General features: G+C 70.3%; 29 protein-coding genes. 3 read left to right on the plus strand and 26 right to left on the minus strand.

The genetic code is table 11. From position 1 onward, the window contains the following. Positions 1–61: 61 nt before the first annotated feature. From AC3IYJ_RS28460 to AC3IYJ_RS28475, 4 genes are read right to left on the minus strand one after another with little or no spacing between them, the layout of a single operon-like run. Positions 62–658: a hypothetical protein gene (locus AC3IYJ_RS28460; RefSeq protein WP_489397494.1), complete on the minus strand. Its 597-nt coding sequence runs from the start codon at positions 656–658 to the stop codon at positions 62–64. Then, complete coding sequence (locus AC3IYJ_RS28465; protein WP_489397495.1) at positions 655–1,158, minus strand: hypothetical protein; 504 nt, start codon at positions 1,156–1,158, stop codon at positions 655–657. Before AC3IYJ_RS28465 ends, AC3IYJ_RS28460 begins: the two co-directional genes overlap by 4 nt. After that, on the minus strand, positions 1,155–1,550 hold the full coding sequence (locus AC3IYJ_RS28470) for a hypothetical protein (protein WP_489397496.1): 396 nt from the start codon (positions 1,548–1,550) through the stop codon (positions 1,155–1,157). Before AC3IYJ_RS28470 ends, AC3IYJ_RS28465 begins: the two co-directional genes overlap by 4 nt. Continuing rightward, positions 1,547–1,894: a hypothetical protein gene (locus AC3IYJ_RS28475; RefSeq protein WP_489397497.1), complete on the minus strand. Its 348-nt coding sequence runs from the start codon at positions 1,892–1,894 to the stop codon at positions 1,547–1,549. Before AC3IYJ_RS28475 ends, AC3IYJ_RS28470 begins: the two co-directional genes overlap by 4 nt. 156 nt (positions 1,895–2,050) lie before the next feature. Here AC3IYJ_RS28475 and AC3IYJ_RS28480 point away from each other — a divergent pair, with 156 nt between their 5' ends. Both AC3IYJ_RS28480 and AC3IYJ_RS28485 read left to right on the plus strand, forming a co-directional pair. Further along, positions 2,051–2,344: a helix-turn-helix domain-containing protein gene (locus tag AC3IYJ_RS28480; protein WP_489397498.1), complete on the plus strand. Its 294-nt coding sequence runs from the start codon at positions 2,051–2,053 to the stop codon at positions 2,342–2,344. A 141-nt stretch (positions 2,345–2,485) separates the two neighbouring features. Further along, positions 2,486–2,740, plus strand: a complete 255-nt coding sequence (locus AC3IYJ_RS28485; RefSeq protein ID WP_489397499.1) for a hypothetical protein — start codon at positions 2,486–2,488, stop codon at positions 2,738–2,740. A 39-nt stretch (positions 2,741–2,779) separates the two neighbouring features. Here the strand turns inward: AC3IYJ_RS28485 and AC3IYJ_RS28490 are convergent, their stop codons facing one another. The 22 genes from AC3IYJ_RS28490 to AC3IYJ_RS28595 form a co-directional block, all read right to left on the minus strand. After that, positions 2,780–2,968, minus strand: coding sequence for a hypothetical protein (locus AC3IYJ_RS28490; protein WP_489397500.1), 189 nt, complete (start codon positions 2,966–2,968; stop codon positions 2,780–2,782). A 25-nt stretch (positions 2,969–2,993) separates the two neighbouring features. Further along, complete coding sequence (locus AC3IYJ_RS28495) at positions 2,994–3,719, minus strand: hypothetical protein (protein ID WP_489397501.1); 726 nt, start codon at positions 3,717–3,719, stop codon at positions 2,994–2,996. A gap of 92 nt (positions 3,720–3,811) precedes the next feature. Then, on the minus strand, positions 3,812–4,060 hold the full coding sequence (locus tag AC3IYJ_RS28500) for a hypothetical protein (RefSeq protein WP_489397502.1): 249 nt from the start codon (positions 4,058–4,060) through the stop codon (positions 3,812–3,814). Positions 4,061–4,142: 82 nt separating this feature from the next. After that, positions 4,143–4,553, minus strand: coding sequence for a hypothetical protein (locus AC3IYJ_RS28505; protein ID WP_489397503.1), 411 nt, complete (start codon positions 4,551–4,553; stop codon positions 4,143–4,145). Next, entirely contained in the window at positions 4,550–4,753 is a 204-nt protein-coding gene (locus tag AC3IYJ_RS28510) for a hypothetical protein (RefSeq protein WP_489397504.1), read from the minus strand. The genes AC3IYJ_RS28505 and AC3IYJ_RS28510 overlap by 4 nt, the downstream gene beginning before the upstream one ends. Continuing rightward, positions 4,750–4,923 (minus strand): hypothetical protein, encoded by a 174-nt coding sequence (locus AC3IYJ_RS28515; protein WP_489397505.1) that lies wholly within the window; start codon positions 4,921–4,923, stop codon positions 4,750–4,752. Before AC3IYJ_RS28515 ends, AC3IYJ_RS28510 begins: the two co-directional genes overlap by 4 nt. Next, positions 4,920–5,225, minus strand: a complete 306-nt coding sequence (locus AC3IYJ_RS28520) for a hypothetical protein (RefSeq protein ID WP_489397506.1) — start codon at positions 5,223–5,225, stop codon at positions 4,920–4,922. The genes AC3IYJ_RS28515 and AC3IYJ_RS28520 overlap by 4 nt, the downstream gene beginning before the upstream one ends. Further along, positions 5,222–5,680, minus strand: coding sequence for a hypothetical protein (locus tag AC3IYJ_RS28525; RefSeq protein WP_489397507.1), 459 nt, complete (start codon positions 5,678–5,680; stop codon positions 5,222–5,224). Before AC3IYJ_RS28525 ends, AC3IYJ_RS28520 begins: the two co-directional genes overlap by 4 nt. Before the next feature lie 49 nt (positions 5,681–5,729). After that, complete coding sequence (locus tag AC3IYJ_RS28530) at positions 5,730–5,936, minus strand: hypothetical protein (RefSeq protein WP_489397508.1); 207 nt, start codon at positions 5,934–5,936, stop codon at positions 5,730–5,732. Positions 5,937–5,946: 10 nt separating this feature from the next. Then, complete coding sequence (locus AC3IYJ_RS28535) at positions 5,947–6,483, minus strand: WhiB family transcriptional regulator (protein WP_489397509.1); 537 nt, start codon at positions 6,481–6,483, stop codon at positions 5,947–5,949. After that, on the minus strand, positions 6,480–6,917 hold the full coding sequence (locus tag AC3IYJ_RS28540) for a RusA family crossover junction endodeoxyribonuclease (RefSeq protein WP_489397510.1): 438 nt from the start codon (positions 6,915–6,917) through the stop codon (positions 6,480–6,482). The genes AC3IYJ_RS28535 and AC3IYJ_RS28540 overlap by 4 nt, the downstream gene beginning before the upstream one ends. Then, entirely contained in the window at positions 6,914–7,240 is a 327-nt protein-coding gene (locus AC3IYJ_RS28545) for a hypothetical protein (protein WP_489397511.1), read from the minus strand. Before AC3IYJ_RS28545 ends, AC3IYJ_RS28540 begins: the two co-directional genes overlap by 4 nt. 268 nt (positions 7,241–7,508) lie before the next feature. Further along, complete coding sequence (locus tag AC3IYJ_RS28550; RefSeq protein ID WP_489397512.1) at positions 7,509–10,031, minus strand: phage/plasmid primase, P4 family; 2,523 nt, start codon at positions 10,029–10,031, stop codon at positions 7,509–7,511. Positions 10,032–10,168: 137 nt separating this feature from the next. Then, a complete protein-coding gene (locus tag AC3IYJ_RS28555) occupies positions 10,169–11,071 on the minus strand; it encodes a hypothetical protein (RefSeq protein WP_489397513.1) in 903 nt (300 codons plus the stop codon). Further along, entirely contained in the window at positions 11,068–11,874 is an 807-nt protein-coding gene (locus AC3IYJ_RS28560) for a PD-(D/E)XK nuclease family protein (RefSeq protein WP_489397514.1), read from the minus strand. The genes AC3IYJ_RS28555 and AC3IYJ_RS28560 overlap by 4 nt, the downstream gene beginning before the upstream one ends. 94 nt (positions 11,875–11,968) lie before the next feature. Further along, positions 11,969–12,217 (minus strand): hypothetical protein, encoded by a 249-nt coding sequence (locus tag AC3IYJ_RS28565; RefSeq protein ID WP_489397515.1) that lies wholly within the window; start codon positions 12,215–12,217, stop codon positions 11,969–11,971. Further along, positions 12,214–12,465 carry a hypothetical protein gene (locus tag AC3IYJ_RS28570; RefSeq protein ID WP_489397516.1) on the minus strand — a complete coding sequence of 84 codons (252 nt, stop codon included), beginning with the start codon at positions 12,463–12,465 and terminating at the stop codon, positions 12,214–12,216. Before AC3IYJ_RS28570 ends, AC3IYJ_RS28565 begins: the two co-directional genes overlap by 4 nt. Next, the gene (locus AC3IYJ_RS28575) at positions 12,462–12,818 is read right to left on the minus strand and encodes a hypothetical protein (protein WP_489397517.1); all 357 of its coding nucleotides are present in this window, start codon (positions 12,816–12,818) and stop codon (positions 12,462–12,464) included. The genes AC3IYJ_RS28570 and AC3IYJ_RS28575 overlap by 4 nt, the downstream gene beginning before the upstream one ends. Continuing rightward, a complete protein-coding gene (locus AC3IYJ_RS28580) occupies positions 12,818–13,210 on the minus strand; it encodes a hypothetical protein (RefSeq protein WP_489397518.1) in 393 nt (130 codons plus the stop codon). Before AC3IYJ_RS28580 ends, AC3IYJ_RS28575 begins: the two co-directional genes overlap by 1 nt. Then, on the minus strand, positions 13,207–13,470 hold the full coding sequence (locus AC3IYJ_RS28585) for a hypothetical protein (RefSeq protein ID WP_489397519.1): 264 nt from the start codon (positions 13,468–13,470) through the stop codon (positions 13,207–13,209). The genes AC3IYJ_RS28580 and AC3IYJ_RS28585 overlap by 4 nt, the downstream gene beginning before the upstream one ends. An 84-nt stretch (positions 13,471–13,554) precedes the next feature. Further along, positions 13,555–13,737 carry a hypothetical protein gene (locus tag AC3IYJ_RS28590; RefSeq protein WP_489397520.1) on the minus strand — a complete coding sequence of 61 codons (183 nt, stop codon included), beginning with the start codon at positions 13,735–13,737 and terminating at the stop codon, positions 13,555–13,557. Further along, positions 13,734–14,027, minus strand: coding sequence for a helix-turn-helix domain-containing protein (locus AC3IYJ_RS28595; RefSeq protein ID WP_489397521.1), 294 nt, complete (start codon positions 14,025–14,027; stop codon positions 13,734–13,736). The genes AC3IYJ_RS28590 and AC3IYJ_RS28595 overlap by 4 nt, the downstream gene beginning before the upstream one ends. 274 nt (positions 14,028–14,301) lie before the next feature. Here AC3IYJ_RS28595 and AC3IYJ_RS28600 point away from each other — a divergent pair, with 274 nt between their 5' ends. Further along, positions 14,302–14,703, plus strand: coding sequence for a hypothetical protein (locus tag AC3IYJ_RS28600; RefSeq protein ID WP_489397522.1), 402 nt, complete (start codon positions 14,302–14,304; stop codon positions 14,701–14,703). The last annotated feature ends 100 nt before the right edge of the window (positions 14,704–14,803 follow it).

The raw sequence follows: 14,803 nt of genomic DNA on the forward strand, positions 1-14,803 counted from the left end.
CATCAGTGCCCGCAGCCGGGCTTGGTCCACCATCCGCAGTCTGCGCAGTAGTCCATGTGGCTCACCCCCCGACCTTGTACGTGCGAGACTCGGAGGGGACTCGGACGACGGCTCCGGCCTGGCCGATGGCCTCTACACGCAACCCCGCTCGGGCCCCCTCCGGCGGGCCGTTGTTGGCGTTGGTGTTGGTCCCTGAACTGCACAAACAACCGCCGGAAGGGGCGCCACTCTCGCGTGCGGGAAGGGGCGGCACATCGTCGTGATGGACGCCAGGCCCATTGCGGCCGCCCGCGCGGACCCCGGCCCGCACGCGGACTCCCGCCTCGCTGAGGAGGGCACGCACGGCCTTGGTGTCGGGCAGTCCGGCGGCCTCTTGGAGCCGGGTCAGAAGAACGTGGCCGCCGTTCGCGGCCAGGCCCTGAAGCGCGGGCACAATGTCGACCGGCTCCGCATTCGCTTCCGTGCGGCGCCCGGCGGCCCAGGAGCGGGCCATGCGGTACCCGGCGGCCGTCAGGAGCCCGGTCACGAAGTAGGCGACGTCCGGGACCGCGTAGGCCACCGCTCCGGCGCCGCCGAGGGCGACCGCGAGGACGCAGCCGCCCGCGACCCGCCCGCCCGCGTGCTCCTCGTCAGCGGTGGACGGCTCGGTAGCGTTCACCGGATCATCCCCGTAAGCCAGATGCCGGACAGGTTCGCGGCGGAAGCCAGGGGGATCGCGGCATACCGGGCAATGCTGCCGGTCAGCGCGAGGCCGATTCCGGAGAGCCAGCCGCGCCATTTGGAGCCGGTGGCGCCGAAGTTGCGGCGGGCGATGAACGCGACGAGGACGAGGGCGGTCATGAACAGGCCGCCCTCGGTGAGGGGTGCGGCAGCGGTGCCGGGTGCGGTGCCGGTCTTGGCGCCGACGCCGAAGATGAGGATGCCGTCGCCGAAGGTGTTCATGCCCCACAGGGCGATGTCGCCGAGGAACCCGACGATGCCGCCCACGACCATGACGCTGAGAGCGCCGATGCCCCAGCAGAGGATGAAGGGGAGCAGGTCGCCAGCGTGGCGTACCGGGTCGGCACGGAGGGCTTTGATGCCGGGGTACCAGCGGGCGATTTCCCAGACGAGGAAGATCATGCCGAAGAGGACGCCGCCGAGGGTTGGGGTGATCACGGGGTACTCCGGGGTGCGCGGTCGGCCAGGGTGACGCTCGGGTAGCAGTCGGCGAACGCGTCGGCTTGCGCCAGGAGCTGCGCCGCGGCGGCGCGGAGTGCGCCAGCCCAGTGCGCCGCTGTCGCATCGTCGGTGAGCGTGTACGCCGGGCGGGCGTCGACAACGTCCTGAACTGCGGCGCTGAGGTGGCGCACGGCTGCGGCGGACTGCGCCACGCGCTGCGCCAGGCGCTCGCGGTGGGTGGCTGGTGCTGCTTCGGTCTGGCGCAGGTCGCGGAGCACGGTGTCCTTGGAGACGCCGAGCTCGTCGGCGATGCGCCGGGAGGATGCGCCAGTCTGCGCCAGGCGGCGCACGGTGGCACGCCGGGTGGCGACCTCGGTCGGGCTGGTCATCGGCCGGCCCCGGCAAAGTCGAGGAGGCGAAGTGCGAGCTCGCCGCGGGTCTCGGTGGGGCGCGGCATGAGCAGGGCCCCGAACACGAGTCGGTGGAGGAGTCCGTGCCGGGCGCGGTCAATGTGGCCGCGGTACGAGCGGTGCTTGACGTGGACCCAGGTGACTTCGGCGGCGAGGTCGTCGAGGTCGACGATGGTGGCCGGGTTGGTCGGGTGCTCCTGCCTGAGCCGGTCGGCAACGGCGGTGATGAGGTCCGAGAGGGCGTCGGTGTCCTTGACGGTCTCGTCGCGGGTCGCCTGGCGGAGGGCTTCTTCGGCCTGGCTGAGCTGGGTACGGTGTGTCATGGCTGTCCCCTGTTCGTGCAGGTGGATGGCCGGCCCCGGCGGAGGTGCGAACTCCGGCCGGGGCCGACTTGTTGAGCAGTGTGTGGACTGCTTGCTCACGACTGTAGGGGGCCCCTACAGTGATGGCAAGCGGCCTGCCCGAACGAAGGGGCTGGAGTGAGCGACGAGGAGGTGCAGCGGGTGACGGAAGCCCTGGATGAGGTCGAGCGCATCACCGACCCTGAGGCGCGCGTGCGGGCGCAGAATCGGATCATGGCCGCGCAGGTGCTGCGCAACAAGGTGTGGTCGGCCGAACGCCGCGAGCTGATCATCCGGCTGTGGGATGACGGCAACGGCCTCTCGTACCGGCAGATCGCCGACCGGCTCGGATGCAAGCTGAGCACCGTGCAGGACGTGTTCCGCGGCTACTCCGGGTCAGGGTCGCACCGGCCGAAGCAGGCCGCCGAGTGATCACTTTGCGGATGCCGCCAAAGTGAAAACGCTTGTCACTTTCGAGGCTCCGCGAAAGTGATCAGCCCCGTTCCCGGCGACGGGAACGGGGCTCTCTGCTGTCCGGATGCGCTTAGATCTGTCCGGCGGCAGGCTGGACGGATGGAGCATGCGCCGATCGTCGTACACCGGATCGCTGCGTCGGGTGGCCGGCGGGTGACGATCCGCGTGCAGGGCATCGATATGGTCCTCGGCGTCGCGCACTCGGATGCGGACCTGGTGGAGTTCCTGCGCAGGGCTGAGCTCCCGGACCCCGATCAGCTGGTCTTCGCGGATTCGACGCTGATCGAGTGGCAGGGCGACGGCCCGCACGTCTACGAGGCCGAGTACGAGCCGCCGCCTACTGACCTGCCGTGACCTACGCGGCCCCGGAGTGCGGACCCCGGAGCCGCCCGTTCAGCGGGTGCGCAGCTCGTACACGGCGTGTGGGACGCCGTCGATGAGCTTGGTCTCCTGAACATTGATGTACGCCACAGCAGTCCCGTCGCTCCGCCCGTAGACGATCGTCCGGACCTCGTCGTCGGTGTTGAGCGGCTCGGTGTGGCCGTCGCGGAACCCGCCTCTGAAATACGCGTGCGTCGTCATGGCGTCACTCTGCCTCGTCGGCCCCCTACGCCGCCATGGTGTTGGCGAGGGTCCACACCCGGCCGCAGGCGCCCGCGCAGCGCGCTTCGGGGTCCCGGCCGCCGCCGGCCAGGACGGTCACCTCGCCGAAGCAGCTCGGGCATGGCCGGGCCGCCGGGACCGTGCGCGCGGTGAGGTCGAGGGCGGACTTGATGCGCTCGGCACAGCCCGCGGCGACCTGCTCGACGTGGAGTAGCTGCGCGGCGGTGAGCGGTCGGAACGGCCCCTCCTCGTCGCTCACGCGGGCGTGCAGCCACCCGGCGGCATACTCGGCGGTCCGGAGCCCAACGTAGCGCCAGCGTCGCGGGTCGGCCTGCTCGTCGTCGGCGCACTGGTTGCGGAGCGCCCGGTCGACCGGTGACCAGCCGCGGGCCCGCCAGTCCGCCGGGGCGTGGCTGAGCGCGGGCCGGGTGATTTGCGGGGCGAGGGTGTCGGCGCAGTGGATGAGCGTGGTCTCGACGAGGCGTGCGGTGTCCAGCACCCGGATGGACAGCGGCGCCCGGGTCTCGCCGACCTGCTCCGGGCTGCGCTCCAGCGCGCGGAGAGCGGCGGCTTCCTCGCGGTCGGCCTGGTCGAGGCTGGCGAGGTACGTGCTCATGCGGCCGGCGGGCGGCCAGGTTGCGGCGCCGTGCTGGTCGAGGGCGTCGTCGAGGTGCGGCCACAGGGTGGCGATGGTGATGAGGGCTTCTGTGGCGGGGCTGGTGGTGTGCATCGGTGCTCCCGTGGCTGGGCGGGGGTACGGTGGGATCACCTGGGGGCGCATCCGGTCTGTGGCGGACGGTGGATGCGCCCCTCACGCATGTCTCAGGCGGGCTTCCAGGCGACGGAACCCTCTTCGACGTAGCCGTGTGCGCGGCTCTTGCCGGTGGGCTTGAACGTCTCCTCGTCCAGCTCGGTGAGGTAGTTCGTCCAGAAGGTGACGCGGGCTCGGGCGGCGCCGATGGAGCCGTACGGGCCCTCGTGCTTGGTGTCCTCGGTGCCGTCGCGATTCGTGATGGTGATGACGGCGCGGAAGACGGTGGCGTCGGCGGCCATGCCGATTGAGCGGGCCACGGCTACTCGCCCTTCCGGTTCTTGGCGCCGATCAGGGCAAGGATGATCAGGGTCACGCAAATGACGACGGTGATGTCGAGGCTCACGGGGTCTCCGGTCCGGGGCAGAGGAATGGGTAGTCGGGGTTGGTGCCTTCGCAGGCCGGGCAGTCCTCGGCGTTCGTTCCCTTCGCAAGGTGCTTCGGTGGCGTCTCAGGGCTCGTTGGCGGGCCGTCCAGGGCTCTACGGAGGTCACGAGCGCGGACCTCGGCGTACGGCCAGCTACGCGGTGCGAGCACTTCTCGGACGCGGGCGATGGCGGCTTCGGCCTGCTCGGCGCGGGTGCGGCGCTTCTCTGCGAGCCGGAACCAGCAGCGCCATGCGATGCGGGCACCGCCGGCCCGGCTGCGGGCACTGGTCCACGCCAGCCGGTAGCGCTCCCGTTCGGCGTACAGCTCGTCGAGTGCCGTGTCGGTGATCGTGTCGGCGGTGTGCCGGACGGGCTGTTCGGTCACGGCTGGCTCCGCAGGGTCTCGACGAGGGCGAGCAGGGCGGAGGCCACCGCAAGAGTTCCCTGGGCTTGGACAGCCGCGAGGGCTTCGCTGGTCGTGAGGTTGCGGGGCTTACCGAGGGTGGTGGTGAGCCGAGTGAGGTTGGTGGTGGCTTCGTTCACGCGGTCGAGGGCACTGTCGAAGGGGGTGGTGAGCTCGGTCATCGTCGGCTCCTGGTCTTCTGGCGGCCCCACGTGGTCGCGTGCGGGCCTCGTACGGCGCGGTTGGGGGTTCGGGTGTTGCGGCGGATGGCGTAGCCCAGAAGCAGACCCAGGGCGACAGCGAGGACGAACCAGCCGCCGAGCGCGAGGCCAACCACCGCCCAGCCGCTCACGGCTCCTCCCCGTCGTCCTCGTCGACGCTCGGGGTCCAGCCGGTGATCGTCGGGTACAGGTCGGCGTGGGCCCGGCACCCGTCGGCCACGGTGAACAGGATTTGGCGGTCTCCCGGTACCTTCTGCTCCGCGTGCATGCGGCCCTGGACCCAGCCCATGACGGCGGCCTCCTTGATGAGCAGCACCTCGCGCTCGGTGAAGCCGCGCAGCATCTGGTTCACCGCGGTGAAGCGGTAGGCGTCCTGCTGGGCGAGGTAGCCGACGAGGAAGTCGGGCAGGGCGGGGGGCTGCTGCTGGCTCATGCTCCGGCCTCCCCAACCGCCATGGCGCGGAACCGGTCGAGCGCGGCCTCGTCCTCGTCGCTGAACTCGTCGCCCCGGTCGGCCATGTGGTCGGAGGCGAGGTCGAGGGCGAAGGTGAGGAACTGCCGCTCGGCGACGGTGAACGCGGCGGCCAGCTGCTCGGCAGCGCTCTGCGGGTCGTTGGCGATCACGTCACTGGTGCTGGTCCACGGGTGGTGGTGGCTGGCCCTCGGGACATCGCAGTGCCCGCAGAGCGCTTCGTCGTGCGGCTCCGGCGTCTGTCCGCCGGCCTGGCGGGCCATGTCGCGCTCGCCGTTCACGAGCTCCTCCAGCCGAGCCAGGGGGATGACCACACCGTTCGGGCTGGTCTTCAGGAGGATGGCGGGGATGCCGAGCATGGGGCGGCAGGTGAGGCGGTCGCCGTCCTCGTCGGTGAACTCGAACCGGTTGGTCATGCGGGTCTCCTTGTTGCGCGCGCGGATCGGGGAACCGGATGTGAGCCGGTCAGGCGGCGTCTGGGGGTTCTGTGAGGCCGAGGAGCACAGCGGTGCCGCAGGGCCAGCGGACGGGGCGGGTGTAGCGGGTGGGTTGGTAGGCCTCGTCGTAGTGCGTGGTGGTGGTGTGGCAGCGGGGGCAGATGTTGGCGAGGGCTCGGCCGTCGATGAAGCTGAGGGTGGGTTCGTGGCCATAGGTCTCGCGTGTCTCGGGCATGGCGGGCCTTTCAGGCGGCGTCGGCGCGGCTGCGGCCGGTCTGAGGGGATCGGAGCGCGGCGCGGCGTGCGGCGAGGCGGCGTGCGTTGACTGCGCGGCAGAGCAGGCAGGGCTGTTCGCCGAGGGCGACGTGTGCGTTGTAGCCGGTCATCGAGCCGCCGTGGAGGGTGTGCTCGCGCTCCAACCGGGCTCGGCGGCTGCTCTCAACCTGCGCGGCACGCTTGGCCTGGCATGGCTCGCAGACTTCGCCGCGACGCCGGTGCTGCGCGTACGAGGTAGGGCTGTCGCAGTCCACAGGCGTCTTGCTGTCGCGCCGCGGGGTGACCGGTACTGCCCCGGGTCGGAGGGTCTTCGCGGTGAGGCCGCCCCACATTCCGTGTGTCGGGCGGGTGGCGAGCGCGTAGTCCCGGCACGGCTGGAGCAACGGGCAGCCAGCGCAGAACTCGCGGGCCTTCCGCTTGTCCTCGGACCTCGTGGAGAACCACAGCTCCGGGTCGTTGGTGCAGGGCCGGGGGTTGTCGTGGCGCGTCCACTCGTCGTTGATCATGATGCGGTCCTCCACTGGAACGCGGCGAACGTGACGGTGTCGACTTCCTGGATGTGCAGGCTGATGCGGCCGCCCTTGACCACGGGGCCGATGCGCATGTCGGGGCCGACAAGGTGGGTGTGGTCGTCGTCCTCCAGCACCCCTGCATCGACGAGCCCGTCGACTGCGGCTTTGAAGCTCGGATACCAGTTGGCCGGGTCGGCGCGGCGGCGCGACGGAGGGTGGAGCACTCCGAGGATGTAGGCGCGCTGCAGCACGGGCCCGGGGTTGGCCTGTGCCAACGCGGCGTGCATCGTCGGGTCCTCGGAGCAGGCCTCCATCGCAGCGCCGCGGATGGCCGCGGTGAGCTTCGCCTTGACCGCGTGGTGCGGGCGCTGGTTTGCGTTGAGCAGGGCCATCCCTGCTGGGAGGTGGATGGCGAAGTGTCGGGTCACAGCAGGGCCTCCTGTACTGGCTGCGGGGGGCAGCGGTGGTCTCGGAGTACGGGGTGTTGGTGGTGGGGCACGGTGAGTGGGTCGCGCCAGACGATGCGGCGGACGCCGAGGGTGCTGGTGAGCAGCCGCCAGGTGAGCCGGCCGGTCATGCGGGCCTGGATTTCCGTGGCGAGGTCGATGGGTTCCGCGTCGGCGACCACGTGGAGGGCCGCAGTACGGCCGGCCCACGCGGTGAGGATCAGGGCGCTGCAGCGCGGGCAGGTGCGTTCGATCGCGTGGTCTGCGGAGGCTGCGATCTTTGCGGCGACGCCGGGATGGGTCATCGGGTGCCGCCGGAGGGCAGTGCCGTTGCAGTGCCGTTGATGGCACTGCTGTTTCCGCAGGTCATCCGGGGTGGCAGTGCCGTCAGTGCCGTTAGTGCCAGTTTCTGAGCATCAATGCTCTTGTGTGCGTACGGAGCTGGATAGCTGTTTTCAACGGCACTGATGGCACTGCACGTCTGTGAGCTGCAAAGACGTACTGATTTCAACGGCACTTTCAACGGCACTTTGATGGCACTGCAACGGCACTGTGATGGCACTTGAAGGGTGATCATTCGTCGTCCTCCTCGTCAGCGGAGGGCGCGTTGAGTGCAACGTTGATGTACGCGTACTTGCCGTTGCTGGGCTTGCGGACGATTTCGAACCGGCGCAGTTCGCGGCCGAGCTGCCGTGCGGCGATGGGCTCCTCGCCCTCCACGCGGCACCACTGCTCATACGCCTTCCGGAACCGGTCGGTGAGTGTGCGGACGTGCGCGCCGCCGCCGACGGAGCAGGCTTCGGTGAGGAAGCGGGCGAGCGCGTCTTCCTCCTCGGCGTACTGCGCGGTCGCCGCGGTGACCGAGGCTGGGTCCTGTAGGCCGTCGCGGAACACCTCGGCGGCTCCGGCGACGATCCACGCGAGGATCCCGGGGGCTTCCTCGGCGATGAGCATGAGGTCGAGGTCTTCGATCACCTCGCTCGGGGTGCGGGTGAAGGGCATCAGCCGCAGGCGCCGCCAGAAGCTTTTGCCGCCGGCGGAGACGCGGGGCTGGTGGTTGCCCATCAGGAACAGCTTGTGTGTGGGCTCGAAGGTGAAGTGGTCCTGTCGCATGAAGCGTGCGGTGAGGCCGTCGCCGCCGGTGAGCTCCTTGACCTTGGCCTCGTCGAACTTGGCCTCCTGGTTGACCTCGGACGCGATGACGAGGCGCAGCCCGTGGAGCCGGGCGATCTCCGTTTCGTGGCGCTGGGCCCCGGCCATGAGGAATGCGTTCGGGGCGGTGGCCGCGTAGTCGCCGAGGACGGAGCGGAGCACGTTGAGGAACACGCCTTTGCCGTTGCCGCCGGGGCCGTGCAGGAAGGGAAGGATGTGCCAGCGCACGGACCCGGACGCCGCGTACCCGGCCATGCGCTGGACGTAGCCGCGGAGTTCCTGGTCGTCGCCGAAGGTCTGCGCGAGGAACCGGTCCCACTTCGGGGTGGCCATGGTCTCGTCGGGGGCGACGCGGGTGGCGCGGGTGTGCATCTCGTCCGGGTCGGGGGCGGACAGTGTGCCGGTCTTGAGGTTGACGGCGCCGTTCGGGGTGTTCAGCAGCATGCGGTGCGCGTCGAGCTGGCCCGCGTGGACGACGATGCGGGGGTCGGTCTGCGCCATGGTGACCATTGCGGCGATGCCTGCGGTGGAGAGGGAGCGCGCGCGGTGTTTGGCCTCGCCCTCGCCGTTGGGGAGGTCGCGGGCAATGGCTCGGGCCATTTCGCGGACGGCCCCGGCTTCGTCCCATGCCCACCGGTGTCCGTCCCAGCGGAGCCAGCGGCCGCGCTGCGGCACGTAGCGGACCTCCTGCTCGTGGAGGTCGACGAGGCGCAGAGCGTTCCCGTCGTCGGTCCGCGTGTAGGTCTCGGGCCCGATCTCGGTGGCTGGGTGCTGGACCACGTTGAGTGCGGCCGTGCCGTCGATCGAGGGCCGGGGGTTGGGGACTGCAGTGAGGTGGCGTACGGGCTCGGGTGCGGGCGCACCGTAGCCCTGACGGCGGAGCTCGCGTGCGGCGTCGGAGTGCTGGCCGCCGTGGTTGAGGAGGGCGTAGGCGCCAAACTTCGTGTAGGGGCGCTCGGCAACGAACTCGGTCGAGGTGGTGAAGACGTACAGCCGGTCGCGGTCCATGGCACGGCCGGTGGTCGCCGAAGGTTCCCGGCCGTCCTTCCCGGGGCGCTGCCAATAGGAGGTGCTGCCGGAGACGAACATGAGGCGCCAGCCGTGCGGGGTGAGGATGTCGGTCCAGCTGGCGCGCTGCTCGAAATCGTCCCCGGGGGTGAGTCCGCTGGCCCCGGTTCCGGCCGGGCTGCTACCGAAGAGGAACGCGGCGGCCTCGTCGAGGGGCTCGGTGATCACTTTCGCGGTAGCGGGAAAGTGATCAAGGTGTTCGTCGGTCGGGACGGTGTCGAGCATCCGGCACACCGCGTGCAGCGCTCGGTGCTCGTCGGCGGTGATGGTCGGCAGTGTGGCCGGGCCCCCGGCGAGGAGTTCGTAGGGTCGGTCGGTCGCGTGGACGGTGCCATGGCTGGGCGCGGTGACGACGAAGCCGCCCTCGCCGCGGGTTTCGACGAGGCCGCGCAGGAGCCTCTTGCGGGGGTGCCGGACGAGGACGTCCCGCTCGTCGTCGGTGAGCTCGTCCTCGCGTGCCAGGCGGCTGGCGAGCTTGGTGTTGCCCGGGGCGCCGCCGGTGACGAGGTAGTGGAGGTGGAGGCCGCCGGAGGGGGAGCGCTCCAGCCAGCCGGTGGCGATGCGCTGCCACAGCTCGGCCATGCCGGAGTTGGCGAGGATGTCGACGAGCTGCGTGAGGACGCCCTCGTCGACGGCGCGGCCCTCCAGCTCCAGCATCTCCAGGCCGCCGGACACGGCGCCGCAGACGACACCGACTCCGGGGTGGCCACCGGTGAACCAGGAGCGGACGAGGCCTTCCGAGGCCCGCTCAGTCTGCGCCCGCTTCCAGTCGCCCTGAGGTCTCTTGGAGCCGTCGGTGCGGACGGCGACCACCGAGCAGCCAGCCGCGTGCAGCGCAAGGGCTGCGGCGAGCATGTCGGGTGCGGTGTCGCTCAAGATGGCTCCTCGTGCCGTGGTGCGGTGTCGGGTGCAGTGCCTCGGGCCGGAGTCGATTCGGCGGCGTCACGCCGGGTCCGAGGCGGGTTGGTCCGTTCGGGGCTGCGGAGCGGTGGTCGCGCAGCCCCGAACGGCGGCTAGAACGGCGGCGGAGTGGTCGCGGCCTGCGCCTGCTGTGCGGCCTGCTGGGCGAGGAGCGCGGCGATGGCCGGGTTGGCGAGCTGCTCCGGGCTGAGCGCTGCGGCCACCGACGCGGGCTGCTGAACGGGGGCCGGGACGGGCACCGTGTACTGCGGCGCGGGTGCGGCCACTGGCGGCGCCGTGTACTGCTGGGGAGGCGTGGGCACGGTGCCGGGGTCCAGTGCGTGCAGCTCAGCGGCGACTGCGGCGACGTACTGCGCGGTGTACTGCTTCGGCGGGGAGAACCCGCGCTGTGTGGCCTGGCCGTCGTGGGTGTAGGTCACGGTGAGGATCCCGCCGACTTCCAGGCCGCGGGCTCCGGCCCCACGGACCGCGTCGGCGACCGCGTTCTTGAGCTGGCCCTTGACGAACAGCCGCCGCCGGCCGTCGTCCTCCTCAATCTCACGGTCGCGCTGGTCGGTCTGGACCGTGATGACGAGCTGGTTCATGGGGTTGCCGTCGGACCAGAACTTGGGCGTGCCGTCCTTGATGTCGCGCTGCTGCTCGACTGTGGGCCGCTCGGTGATTCGGCCCGTGAGGCTGGTTCCCGGGGTGGGGAACTTGGCGCTGGGGGCGCCGCCTCCGCCCATGAGGAAGTCGTCAGCGGAGGGGGCCTGGTACTGCTGCGGTGTCGTCATCTGCTTCTGCTCCTGCTGGTTGCTGGTGCCGAACGGGCCCATGTCCCGTCGATCGGTGGTGCCGTCCGTGTAGACCCGGTACGGCTGGCAGTAGGCGGTTGTGCACTCGCACCCTTCGTCGCATCGCGAGTCCCACTGCGCGGGCGGCCGCCGGTCGGGCACGGCGTGGACGCGGTGGTCGCAGATGACGCAGCGGCGCTGGCGCACGAACCGGGCGGTCATGCGATCAAGGCCTCAAGCGAGGCGCCCGGGTTGGTGCTGGGCTGTCCAGGGCATCCGGCGGCGAGGTCGTCGCTGCCGGGCTTGAGCCAGGGGCAGAACCGGCAGTTCGGCTTGTTGGGGATGGGGATGAGCCGCCAGTTCTCGGGGTGGTGGTCGAGCTCCAGTCCGGCCGCGGTGTCGCGGATCCGGTCGAGGCGGGCGAGCGCGGCTTCGGCGATGCTGCGGTCGTAGGGCTCGGACCACACGTGGACCATCAGCTCGTGGTGTCGGCCGATGAACGTCACGGCGACGCGGGTGGGCCGGTGTCCGGCGTTCTCCTGGCCGAGGCCGTAGAGATGGGCTTGGACGCGGTACTTCTCGCCGGGGCCCTGCCGCCGGTACTTGTCGTGGCTGCTCTTGCCGACGAGCTTCCAGTCGTTGTTGAGCAGGGCGAGCCGGTCGAACAGGTCCGAGCTGCCGGTGAGTGTGGCGGCCTCGGTGTGTCCTTGGCGCACGGTGACGCGTTCCTCGATGCGGTACCGGGGCTGCCCGTCGGGCATGGGCGTCTGGCGGGCTTCGAACTTCTCGGCCATCCACATGTGGAATCCGGTGCCGATGATCGCGGCGATGGGGTCGCGGTTGGTGTTGGTCTCGGGCCAGTCGAGGATCTTGTAGGTGAGCTGGCGTTCGCACGGCTCGCCGACCTCGGAGGGGCCGATCGCCCGCTGACGGCTGCGGCCGGAGTTCTTGTCCGCGTCGATGATGAGCTGGCCGATGCGCGCGGCCAGCTGCTCGCCGTACTCGTCGCTGCCGGTCGCGATCACTTCGCCACCCCGGCCCGGCGCGCGTCCACGTAGGCCTGGCTGTAGGCCTCGGCGCGGGCGACGAGCCGCTGGTAGGTGCTGCGGCGGATGAACATCAGATGCCTCCGTACGTGTTCACGGTGTAGAAGCGGCGCCCCGGGTCCTCGTCGTGGAGGTGCAGCAGCGTTTGCCGGTGCAGCTCCGCGAGGTCCTCGCGGGCGGCTTGGCGCCATGGGCCGGGCCCGAAGTGCGCGGCGTACAGGTGCTGCACGCGGCGGGTCGTCCACTGCCCGAGCCATTCCGCGGCCGCGGTGCGAAGCACGGGCAGTCGGGTATCGGCCGGGGCCGGCGCGGCCGCGTTCATCGGTCACCTCGGTCCGCGTTCAGGAGCGCGGCCAGGTACTCGGCGAGGTGCGGGTCCGGGACCTCGATGAGCGGTTCCGGGCAGCATCCGTACACGCCGCCGTCCGCGTCGGCGTCCTCGTGGTCCTCGTCGGAGCAGACTGGGGCGATGCCATCCGGCTCCCCGTCCTGCTGGATGTAGACGGGCCGCCACCGGTTCGGCAGGGCCTTGATGCTGGGCTCGCAGCGAATACGGTTGAGGGCGTTCACGCGGCACCCCGCTGCCTCGGTACCGACCGGCGTCCGGCGACGAGCAGAGCCGACGCGAGCCGAGACACCCCGGCGCCGTAGACGCTCATGGCGCACTCGTGGCCGACCTCGGTGAGCAGCTGCTCGACGAGCGTGTCCCGCTCGTGGGCGCCGTGGGAGTCGGCGCCCGACGAGGCGGCGTGTGCGGCGGCGATGTCCTGGAGCTGGTGGAGGAGCTGTTTGCCGTCCTCGGCGGCCAGCTCGGCAAGGGAGACGAGCACCGTGGTGAGGTAGTGGTTGATGTCGATGCGGGCGCCGCCGGGCAGAGGCGTGACGCCGATCCGGTACGGGCCGTCAACGGGCAGGTTGCTCATCAGGAGGTCTCCGGGAGGTCGTGGCCGAGGCGGTAGTCGTGGTGGAGGGGCCCGTCGTGCGGGTCCTCGGCGAGGAGCGCGGCCACGTGCGGGAACTCGGTGGCGATCGAGTTCCGGGCAGCGGCCACCTGGGCCTGGAATGCGCAGGTACTGCACGGTGTGCCGTACCGGTACGCCGCGTGGCAGGTGGGGCACGTCTGGTACGTGGCGGGTTCCAGGGCCTCCAGCTCGGCCACCCGGTCCCGCAGCGCCACCAACTCGGCGGCCGTCTCCACGGTGTTCAGCAGCCCGTTCGCGTCCAGCGCCACAGCGATCGTCGCCGGGACCGCGTTCGGGCGGCCCATGGCCTCGCAGATCACACGGGACGCGCTGCCGATCGACTGGGTGTTCACGCCGCACGCTCCAGGCGGACCAGCGGGCCGACGACCTCGGCGAGTTCGTCCTCGCGGGCCCACACCATCCGCGGGCAGTTGGCGGGGTTCACCTGCTCCGGGACGAAGAGGCGGCCGTCCTGGCCGTCCTCGACGAGCCGCCACACGAAGCCACGCAGGTCCCTGTACAGCTCGACCGGCGGGGCCGGGAGCGGGACGGGAATGTGGTGCGTGATGCCGCTCTGGCCGGGGAGGCCGGTGACGGTAGGCTGGTGGTTCATGGTGTTCCTCGTCTTCTCGGTGTTGGTGAGGAATGCCGGGGCTGTCTCGGACCTAGCCGTCCGGGCGGCCCCGTTTTCATGGGGTCAGGCGGCGATGGGCAGGCCAGCCGGACCGGTGGCAGGCCGTGCGGTGTCGAAGAGCGACTGAATCTGGGCCCGGGTGTCGGGGCTGAGCGGCGGAGCCGCAGCCACGAGTTCGCGGATGGCCTGCACTGCGGCGGGGCCGAGGCGCTGCTGGGCGGCTGTGCGGCTGAAAGTGGCGGTCACGCCGGCACTCGCAGCCGGGAGCGGCCCGAGTGGCGGGTAGCTCGCCCCGTGGGGGTGAACAGGATCAGGACATCTACGCCGATGGCCGATGCGATCTCGCAGGCGGTCGGGTAGAAGACTGCTTCCTGCTCGCCTGTCAGTAGGTTGCCGATGGTGCTGTGTGAAACGTCGGCCTTCGTGGCGAGCTCGCGGCCGGTAACTGCGGCGCCGGTGCCGGTGCGTTCCATGAGCTTGGCCAGGAGGTCTCGGTCGACGAGTCGGAAGAGCGGAATGGGCTTGTGGTCAGACATCTATGCGTCCACCTCGTGCAGTGAATTGTTGCACTGCTTGGATGGATGAAGCATTGCATAGCTTGGACGTCACGTCCAGCCTCTTGGGTGTGGCGTGTGAATTTGGCCAAACTCTGCTTTGCGCCCTAGCGTGCGCCGCTGCACTGCATGGACACTCTGTCCGGCGAGTGGGATGGCAGACCCCCCGCCACTTGGGGGGATAGGTGGACCGCCTCACTGGTCGCATGGACACCCCACGGCCCATGACATGACTCGGAGTGGCAGGATGACCCTCATGGCTGCACAAGATCGTTCCCCTGCGGCGGGGCGAAGCCAGCTGAGAGACCTCGCGCGCGACCGCAAGAACACTCTCGGGCTGAGCTACGACAAGCTCGCCGCGCGCTGCATCGACCCGGAAACCGGCGAGCAGACCGTGAAATCCTCCTGGCTTCACCGCCTCGCGACCGACCTCCCGGTGCAGATCCCGGACTACCCGATGCTGCGGGGACTGGCCGTCGGCCTCGACGTGCCGCTTGGGAAAGTGCAGGACGCCGCTGGCGCCGAGTTCTTCGGTGTCGACGTTGAGTGGTCCGCGTCGGGTGAGGCGCGTGCGCTCGTCGACAGCCTTGCGCCGCTGACGCCTACCCAGCGTGAGCAGCTTCAGCGACTCATTGAATCGTTCACCCGACAGGAATAGACATCGAGGCATATGCCACCAGCGGGCTGAACACGCTCTGTAGTTTTCATATGCTCGGTGTAGTCAGAAGCCGTTCAATGCGACACCATTGGCGGCACCG

The organism is Streptomyces sp. GL_140, assembly GCF_057834465.1.

What these genes read in the sequence shown, in the direction of transcription:
- AC3IYJ_RS28555 (WP_489397513.1), bottom strand. Translation starts at nt 11,071, where the DNA reads ATGACCGCCCGGTTCGTGCGCCAGCGCCGCTGCGTCATCTGCGACCAC.
- AC3IYJ_RS28565 (WP_489397515.1), bottom strand. Translation starts at nt 12,217, where the DNA reads ATGAACGCGGCCGCGCCGGCCCCGGCCGATACCCGACTGCCCGTGCTT.
- AC3IYJ_RS28535 (WP_489397509.1), bottom strand. Translation starts at nt 6,483, where the DNA reads ATGATCAACGACGAGTGGACGCGCCACGACAACCCCCGGCCCTGCACC.
- AC3IYJ_RS28600 (WP_489397522.1), top strand. Translation starts at nt 14,302, where the DNA reads ATGGCTGCACAAGATCGTTCCCCTGCGGCGGGGCGAAGCCAGCTGAGA.
- AC3IYJ_RS28585 (WP_489397519.1), bottom strand. Translation starts at nt 13,470, where the DNA reads ATGAACCACCAGCCTACCGTCACCGGCCTCCCCGGCCAGAGCGGCATC.
- AC3IYJ_RS28495 (WP_489397501.1), bottom strand. Translation starts at nt 3,719, where the DNA reads ATGCACACCACCAGCCCCGCCACAGAAGCCCTCATCACCATCGCCACC.
- AC3IYJ_RS28510 (WP_489397504.1), bottom strand. Translation starts at nt 4,753, where the DNA reads ATGACCGAGCTCACCACCCCCTTCGACAGTGCCCTCGACCGCGTGAAC.
- AC3IYJ_RS28575 (WP_489397517.1), bottom strand. Translation starts at nt 12,818, where the DNA reads ATGAGCAACCTGCCCGTTGACGGCCCGTACCGGATCGGCGTCACGCCT.
- AC3IYJ_RS28530 (WP_489397508.1), bottom strand. Translation starts at nt 5,936, where the DNA reads ATGCCCGAGACACGCGAGACCTATGGCCACGAACCCACCCTCAGCTTC.
- AC3IYJ_RS28475 (WP_489397497.1), bottom strand. Translation starts at nt 1,894, where the DNA reads ATGACACACCGTACCCAGCTCAGCCAGGCCGAAGAAGCCCTCCGCCAG.
- AC3IYJ_RS28520 (WP_489397506.1), bottom strand. Translation starts at nt 5,225, where the DNA reads ATGAGCCAGCAGCAGCCCCCCGCCCTGCCCGACTTCCTCGTCGGCTAC.
- AC3IYJ_RS28485 (WP_489397499.1), top strand. Translation starts at nt 2,486, where the DNA reads ATGGAGCATGCGCCGATCGTCGTACACCGGATCGCTGCGTCGGGTGGC.
- AC3IYJ_RS28490 (WP_489397500.1), bottom strand. Translation starts at nt 2,968, where the DNA reads ATGACGACGCACGCGTATTTCAGAGGCGGGTTCCGCGACGGCCACACC.
- AC3IYJ_RS28470 (WP_489397496.1), bottom strand. Translation starts at nt 1,550, where the DNA reads ATGACCAGCCCGACCGAGGTCGCCACCCGGCGTGCCACCGTGCGCCGC.
- AC3IYJ_RS28545 (WP_489397511.1), bottom strand. Translation starts at nt 7,240, where the DNA reads ATGACCCATCCCGGCGTCGCCGCAAAGATCGCAGCCTCCGCAGACCAC.
- AC3IYJ_RS28595 (WP_489397521.1), bottom strand. Translation starts at nt 14,027, where the DNA reads ATGTCTGACCACAAGCCCATTCCGCTCTTCCGACTCGTCGACCGAGAC.
- AC3IYJ_RS28525 (WP_489397507.1), bottom strand. Translation starts at nt 5,680, where the DNA reads ATGACCAACCGGTTCGAGTTCACCGACGAGGACGGCGACCGCCTCACC.